Source organism: Escherichia sp. MOD1-EC4550 (assembly GCF_963876935.1).
Classification (GTDB): domain Bacteria; phylum Pseudomonadota; class Gammaproteobacteria; order Enterobacterales; family Enterobacteriaceae; genus Escherichia; species Escherichia coli_F.
The window spans coordinates 69,370-76,928 of sequence record NZ_CAWNSE010000019.1; the positions used below are offsets into that span (position 1 = coordinate 69,370).

General features: G+C 43.1%; 4 protein-coding genes. 2 read left to right on the forward strand and 2 right to left on the reverse strand.

Going from position 1 to position 7,559, the window contains the following annotated elements; genetic code table 11:
* Positions 1–132: 132 nt before the first annotated feature.
* Positions 133–1,632, reverse strand: coding sequence for an alpha/beta hydrolase (locus tag AACU19_RS15690; RefSeq protein ID WP_012775847.1), 1,500 nt, complete (start codon positions 1,630–1,632; stop codon positions 133–135).
* Positions 1,633–1,724: 92 nt separating this feature from the next.
* A complete protein-coding gene (gene ompP / locus AACU19_RS15695; RefSeq protein ID WP_057108882.1) occupies positions 1,725–2,672 on the reverse strand; it encodes an omptin family outer membrane protease OmpP in 948 nt (315 codons plus the stop codon).
* A gap of 1,408 nt (positions 2,673–4,080) precedes the next feature.
* On the opposite strand from ompP, the gene AACU19_RS15700 reads away from it, so the two are divergent.
* Together AACU19_RS15700 and AACU19_RS15705 are read left to right on the forward strand one after the other, a co-directional pair.
* The gene (locus AACU19_RS15700) at positions 4,081–5,301 is read left to right on the forward strand and encodes an autotransporter strand-loop-strand O-heptosyltransferase (protein ID WP_032219121.1); all 1,221 of its coding nucleotides are present in this window, start codon (positions 4,081–4,083) and stop codon (positions 5,299–5,301) included.
* A partial coding sequence (locus AACU19_RS15705; RefSeq protein WP_198599090.1) for an ESPR-type extended signal peptide-containing protein occupies positions 5,294–7,559 on the forward strand: 2,266 nt, incomplete at its 3' end. The genes AACU19_RS15700 and AACU19_RS15705, both read left to right, overlap by 8 nt.

The window sequence follows — 7,559 nt, forward strand, 5'->3', positions numbered from 1 at the left end:
TCTTATTTATCCTAAGTCCTGTCCCCTCTGACTGGCATTTCCTGCGCTCAACTGATATCAAAAGAGGGTTAGCAGGCCCCGACATCAAAGCACTGATGTTATTTAATGTCGGGAGTAATATTTTATTTAATATCAGTTAGTGTCTCCGGTACCACTTCCCTGACACGTTATATCTTCAGATTTCCCCGGAAACAGGAGGTGACGAACAACAGCCTCATCCACACATAAATTAGAGCCAGCTAGCGCCAGCGTATGCCCGTCACCGTTAATAGTCAGTAACGGAGCTGAAAATTTATCTGCCATTTTACGGGCATTTATCCAGGGAGTTGTCGGATCATATTTGTGTGCCACAAACAGTAAACCGGATGGTAAAACAGTATTCTTCAGGCGTGTCTGTTGCAGATCGCGATGAATTGGCCATAATTCACAAAATTCAGGTAAATCGGACTGTTCCCTCTCAAAATTAACGGCCGGAAATGCGTCAGCAAGGGCTTTTTTGCGCGATTTTCGTTGTTCCTGTGATAATTGTTCATCACTCTGATCAACACATAATATTACACCCAGAGCATCACTGACTTTTTCCGATGCTATGGAAGAATTAAGTGCAGTTTCAATTTCATTGCTGACAATACCCTGAGAGAACTGACGTACGGCCGTTGCAAGTGTTGGCCATGATGAGCGCCATAACAGAAGCTCTGTCGTTAATGATATGAGATCATCTGAAGATATACTTTCCCCCCTGCTGTCTGTTAAAGGAGAATTATGTAATTTTAATAAAAGCTGATGGAACTGATGTATTGCCTGATTCCTGTCTGAAGAAAGTGGACAACTTTTTGTCCTGGCACACCATGCAGCAAAACGATCAAACGTTTCCTGATAACTGTGGGCCTGCCTGAGTTTCCATGAAAAATTATCATTTAAATCATCAATATCAACGACACCGTCAAAAACTATAGATCTGATACTGGATGGAAAGCGTTCGGCATATAAGGCTGCAATCTGTGTACCGTATGAATATGCTACAGCTGTCAGTTGTTTATCTCCCAGAGCTTGTCTGATGCGTTCAATATCATATACAGCCTCATGAGATCCAATATGGCGAATGACTTCAGCTCCTGTATTATGGATACAGGCATTAATTTTCTGTAAAATTAGTTGCTTTTCACTTACATTCACCAATCTTTCTTGATTGGGTTGCTGGCAGTTTATGGCAGGAAAGGACTGACCGACACCTCGTGGATCAAAACCGATAATGTCCCATGATTCCCGAAGATTGGTGACCGGCCAGTCAAAATTGATATAAGGATTAATTCCGGGTAATCCAGGTCCGCCACTTATTATAATAATACTCCCTTTACGTTTACTTTTTGCCGGCAACTTTGTCATCGCCAGTCTGACAAGTGGTATATTTTCATCTGACACATCCTCACCTGTGTCGGTATATTTTAGCGGTACAGATAGATATCCGCATAACAACTCAGGTGAAGAGCTTTCTGTACCAAACCAGTCACTGTATGGGCTGGTCATACAGGATTGCCACTCGATCTGTCTGGCAGACACAGTTCCGCAAAGAAAAACAGAAAAGATAAAGAATACTAAAGTCCTTCTTAAAGGCTTCATTATCACACGCATTGCATCTCCTGCATTGGTAAATTATTACCCTGACCAACAGACAGAATCCCCGGCGGTATAATTCTCACCGGAGATGATGACAGTTAAAGTTGTTAAAACGTGTACTTCAGACCGGCCGTCGTAATGAAGTTGTAATTTTCAATTCCAGCCCCGTTATTATTATGCTCTGAAGTATTATCACTACGGTCGTAAAGAGATGTATCCCCTTTTTTATTTGTGAGACGACTCCATACACCCTCGATGTACACTTTTGCCTCTGGGGTGATATAGTAACCGGCATTAACTGCAACAGAATAGTAATTCTGGTTTTTTACTTTGCTTCGGAATGTAGTCTGCCTTACATAATGCTCATCATTATCAGATCCCCTGACCCATCCGCTGTATTTTAATGCACCACCAAACTCAAAATTATCGTAACGGTAGTTTCCTGTCAGACCGACATAAGGAATTTTAAAATGTTGTTTATAACCAATCACTTTTATTTTATCAGGTAACGATCCCGTTTCATTCCGGAAACCACCATTCTCACTGTAAATATAAGTTCCTCCTGTAGCATTAAAACTGTAACGGCTTTCCTGATAACCTGCCATAATAGCAAGGCGATAATCAGATTCTTTTAAAAACCAGCCTTTAACGTTCAAATCAAATTCGTTGGCATAATTAAGACGTGTATCAGGATGCCTGCTTTCATCTGTCCATGTTCCGGGAGTCCCGGAATCCATCCAGTCCTGATCAACCATATTCCCCCCCCGTCTATTGAGTGTGGTCCAGCCAGCTGCACCAACAGATAACCATGGATTCAGCTCCCAGTTAACGGCGCCTTTAAGAATGGCGGCGTTACTGTATTTCCAGTCCAGTTGGCTGACTTTACGCCCACCTTCTTCAGGCTCATAAACCCGTTCTTTTGTTTTGCCACTCAGTGTACCTAAATTAATCTCTGTACTTATTTTCTCCGGGCCGAAGAAATCAGAAGCAGAAGCTTCCTGAGAACTGAATACCACAGGCGCTGCAAGCATAATTGCCAGAAGCTTAGTTTGCATAACTATGACTCCCTTCTGTCACTTCTACATATGTATATGATTCTTTTGAAGTATACCGGTAAGTCAATTATCAGTACTTAATTTGTTTAGCTTTTGTTTAACCTAATAGTTTGTTTTTGTGAGGTATATCAAAAAGATATGAATGCGCTGTTAGTTATAGTGCAATTGTAACATTCATTGTCCTCATATTATCTAAAAACAGCTTAGCATTATCTGTTTATTTTCAGCAATCACTGATTCTCAATATTGACTAAATAATTATTTTAAGGAGTTAATAGAATGAAAATAATATTGTATGCTATCCTCCTGTATTTCCGCCAGAAAATCATTTAGCTACCGAGAGCCATCATAACCCGCTATGAAAATGGAGTAAAATCTGGTGTAATCTGACGCTGTGAATGGAAATATTATATACTTATCTCTGGTTTAATATGCCAGGCATATTAAAACTCAATATAAAAAATATCATCCATCCTTCAGAAGGATATCGCGACTTTCCCGAGCAGACCAGAAAAATAATATTTATCTTAATGACTTATAAAATAAGTGCGACTGGATTATTATTTTTAACATTATTTTCTCTTAATAAATTAAAAATGGATTCTCACATTATTATATACTGAATACATTGTCTGTGAGATAAACAATTCAGGTGACGTCACCTGCAGCAGCATTGCTTCATAAGAGTTCTTCGGCACCAGAAATACCCCTATATTGGTATGCGCATATAGCTCTTAAAATTGCCTGAGGATATATTTGACATTAACCTGAAAAACTGATTACAGAGTCAATCTTAATGCTGGAAGATTCGATTCCATGCTCAGCAACCCATTTAACACCCTTTATTATCAATTAATTAGGCAGTAGCACGTTACATTTCCTCTGCTAAAAGGAGAACATTTATCTTTGCAGCGCAGTTAGCTTATTACGCAGCAAGTGCACAATAAGCTAACGAGACTGTGGATTATTGTTCAATAATGCACAGAATTTAGACATTAGCACACATGCGTCCAGGCAGTTTTAGTGGTGTGTACATTATGGGTATAAGAATAAGATATCCTTTCAGGAACTGTTTAAAACAAAAGTGCGTATGTGTTTCAGTAATGGTAATTTTTATGTGACAGGAGGCTTAAGCGAGCGCTCTTATCTCAAGAGAAAAATCGGCGCTAACGGGTAATATACTCCTGCCATTGAGTAATATTTAGTTTAAATGATTTATATCTGCATATCAGTATGCTGCTGAATTGAAAGTAATTTTTGATGCTCAAGAGAAATCTCGGAGTCTTTTACGATACCTTACTGAGATGATTGTAATTATCAATGTGATTCAATGCACAAATTGTCAGAAATGCAGCAAATAGCCATAACCATCCTATAATAAATCATTATTAATTTTAATGATAAAGATATGTCCAAATTGATAAACACATATTTTATTACTCCGCCAGAGAAACCGACTCAGTCCGGACCTGAGGGTATCCGATATGATTTTAATGATGGTGCGCGTGTACTGCTCCCTGAGGGGAAATGGCATGTTCGTCTGATGGATGCTGATTCGGGGAACATTCTTTTTAGCTGCGATGCAGATAATGGCTGGGTAAGGAGCTGTAAAAAATACTTCATTCGTTTTCGTATTCAGGTATTCCATAGGGGAAACGATACGCCCTTAATGGATGAAACGTTGAATTTAAAAAATCAGCCTGTGCTGATTTCGTTTCCTACCGGTACATTAGGTGATTTACTCGGATGGTTTCCTTATGCTGAAAGGTTTCAGACGCTGCATAAGTGTCAACTGGAATGCACTATGGCACAGGAGATTATTGAACTACTGGCACCGCAATATCCGCAGATTCAATTTTCTACTCCAGATAATCCTCATACGATTACGCCATATGCAACTTATCGTGTAGGACTGTATTTTGGTGGCGATACAACTAACCAGCCAATTGATTTTCGCCAGGTCGGTTTTCATCGTTCCGCTGGATACATTCTGGGAGTGGATCCCCGAGAATCACCAGTCCGACTTAATCTTTCAGCTCCCAGAAGCATTAATGAGCCTTATGTATGTATCGCGACACAATCCACTTGTCAGGCGAAATACTGGAACAATGGCACTGGCTGGAGTGAGGTTGTAGCCCATCTCAAATCGCTGGGGTATCGGGTACTGTGTATTGATCTGCATGCTCATTATGGTCAGGGCTTTGTCTGGAACCATATTCCGTGGGGAGCAGAAGACTTTACAGGGAAAATACCTCTGCAGGAACGGGTGAATCTGTTACATCATGCCAGTTTCTTTATTGGTTTATCCAGCGGGCTCTCCTGGCTGGCATGGGCAACTCATATCCCGGTTGTACTAATAAGTGGTTTTACGCTTCCTGTCAGTGAATTTTATACCCCATGGAGAATATTTAGTTCCCATGGATGTTACGGATGCTGGGATGATACTTCACTGAATTTTGATCATAAAGATTTTCTGTGGTGTCCGAGACATAAAAACACCCCCAGACAATTTGAATGTACACGCCTAATTACGGGTAAGCAGGTAAACGGCGTCATCGACAAACTTCATGCCTCTCTGGCAGAACAAAGTAGTATTGGTATGAATGATTCAAGGTGGAGTAATGAATAAAATCTATAATATTGTATGGAATGAATCTTCTGGTATGTGGGTGGTGACTTCTGAGCTAACCCGCAAAGGTGGACAACGGCATCGAAAAATAAAGAAAACAATGTTAGCCGGGCTAATTGCGGGGCTTATATTGCCGACCATGCCTACTATGGCACAAATGTATAATGATCAAACTCTGGAAGCTGATGATCCTACTATGGAGTTATCAGCCGGCGATACGGCAAACAATACCATCATTAATGGCGGAGCACAGATAATTTTTAATGGCGGTACAGCCTCAACGACGCTCATCAATGAAGGTTACCAAGAAGTTTCAAGTGGTGGCAGTGCCATAGATACTACCATTGAGGGGGGGATGCAGACTGTTTTTGATGGTGGAATAGTCAGTGGCACGATCATTAATGGTGGGGAACAATACATTTCCAGTGGGGGAAGTGCTATTAACACTATTCTTGATGGCTACCAGACAGTTTTCAATGGTGGTAACGCTACAAATACAACTATTAATGGCGGGTTCCAGGAGGTTTCCAGTGGTGGCAGTGCTACCAGCACCACCATTAATGGCGGATTCCAGACTCTCTACGATAGCGGTATTGCCAGCGGTACTATTATTAGTAGTGGTTTCCAGCTCATTTCCAGTGGCGGCAGTGCCACTGACACCACTATTAAAGGGGGGATTCAGGAAGTTGGTGAGGGGGGAAGTGCAAGTGTTACCACTATAAATGATGGTTTTCAGTTCATCAGTAGTGGAGGAAGTGCCACAAGTACCACTATCAATAGCGGCTGGCAGGAAATATCCAGTGGTGGCTCTGCAACTGAGACGGTCATTAACGGAGGTATCCAGACGATTTACGATGGAGGCTCAGCTTCGGAGATCACAATCAACAGTGGCTATCAGGTCATCTCTAGCGGAGGCAGTGTAACCACCACGACCATTTATAGTGATGGAGAGCAAAGTATTACCAATGCCGGCCTTGCTACCGGGACCATCATTAGTGGCGGGGAACAGAAAGTTTCTAGTGGCGGCAGTGCCGTAGTCACTACTATTGAGGGGGGGCTACAGACTGTTCTCAATGGTGGAAGTGTCTCAGATACACTCATCAGCGGAGGAGAGCAGCGAGTTTCCAACGGTGGTAGTGCTGTAGGCACCACCATTGAAGGGGGGCTGCAAACTGTTCTCAATGGCGGAAGTGTTAATGGTACGATCATAAATGGCGGGGAGCAGCACATTTCCAGTGGGGGAAGTGCGGTTAACACCACTCTTGATGGCTACCAGACAGTTTTCAATGGTGGTAACGCTACAAATACAACTATTAATGGCGGGTTCCAGGAGGTTTCCAGTGGTGGCAGTGCTACCAGCACCACCATTAATGGCGGGTTCCAAGAGGTTTCCAGTGGTGGCAGTGCTACCAGCACCACCATTAATGGCGGGTTCCAAGAGGTTTCCAGTGGTGGCAGTGCTACCAGCACCACCATTAATGGCGGGTTCCAGACTCTCTACGATAGCAGTATTGCCAGCGGCACTATTATTAATGGTGGTTTTCAGATCATTTCCAGTGGCGGCATTTCCACTGATACCACTATAAACACTTCTGGCATCCAGTCCATCAGCAGTGGCGGAAGTGCTACAGCTACCACTATTAATAGTGGTGGTTGGCAGGAAATATCCAGTGGTGGCTCTGCAACTGAGACGACCATTAATGGAGGCATTCAGTGGATTTACGATGGCGGCTCAGCTTCAGAGAGTTCCATCAACAGTGGTTACCAGGTTATCTCCAGCGGAGGCAGTGTAACTTCTACCACAATTTACCATGGTGGGAAGCAGAGTATTAACAATGCAGGACTTGCGACCGGAACAATCATTAGTGGAGGGGAGCAGCGAGTTTCCAGTGGTGGCAGTGCCATAAACACCACCATTAACGGGGGACTGCAGACGGTTTTCGGTGGCGGAAATGTCTCCGGGACTCTCATTAATAACGGGGAGCAGCGAGTCTCCAGTGGTGGCAGTGCCATAAACACCACCATTAACGGGGGACTGCAGACGGTTTTCGGTGGCGGAAATGTCTCCGGGACTCTCATTAATAACGGGGAGCAGCAAGTTTCCAGCGATGGCAGTGCCGTGGACACCACCATTGAGGGGGGACTGCAGACAGTTTTCGGTGGCGGAAGTGTCTCCGGGACTCTCATTAATAACGGGGAGCAGCGAGTCTCCAGCGGTGGCAGTGCCGTGGACACCACCATTAAGGGGGGACTGCATA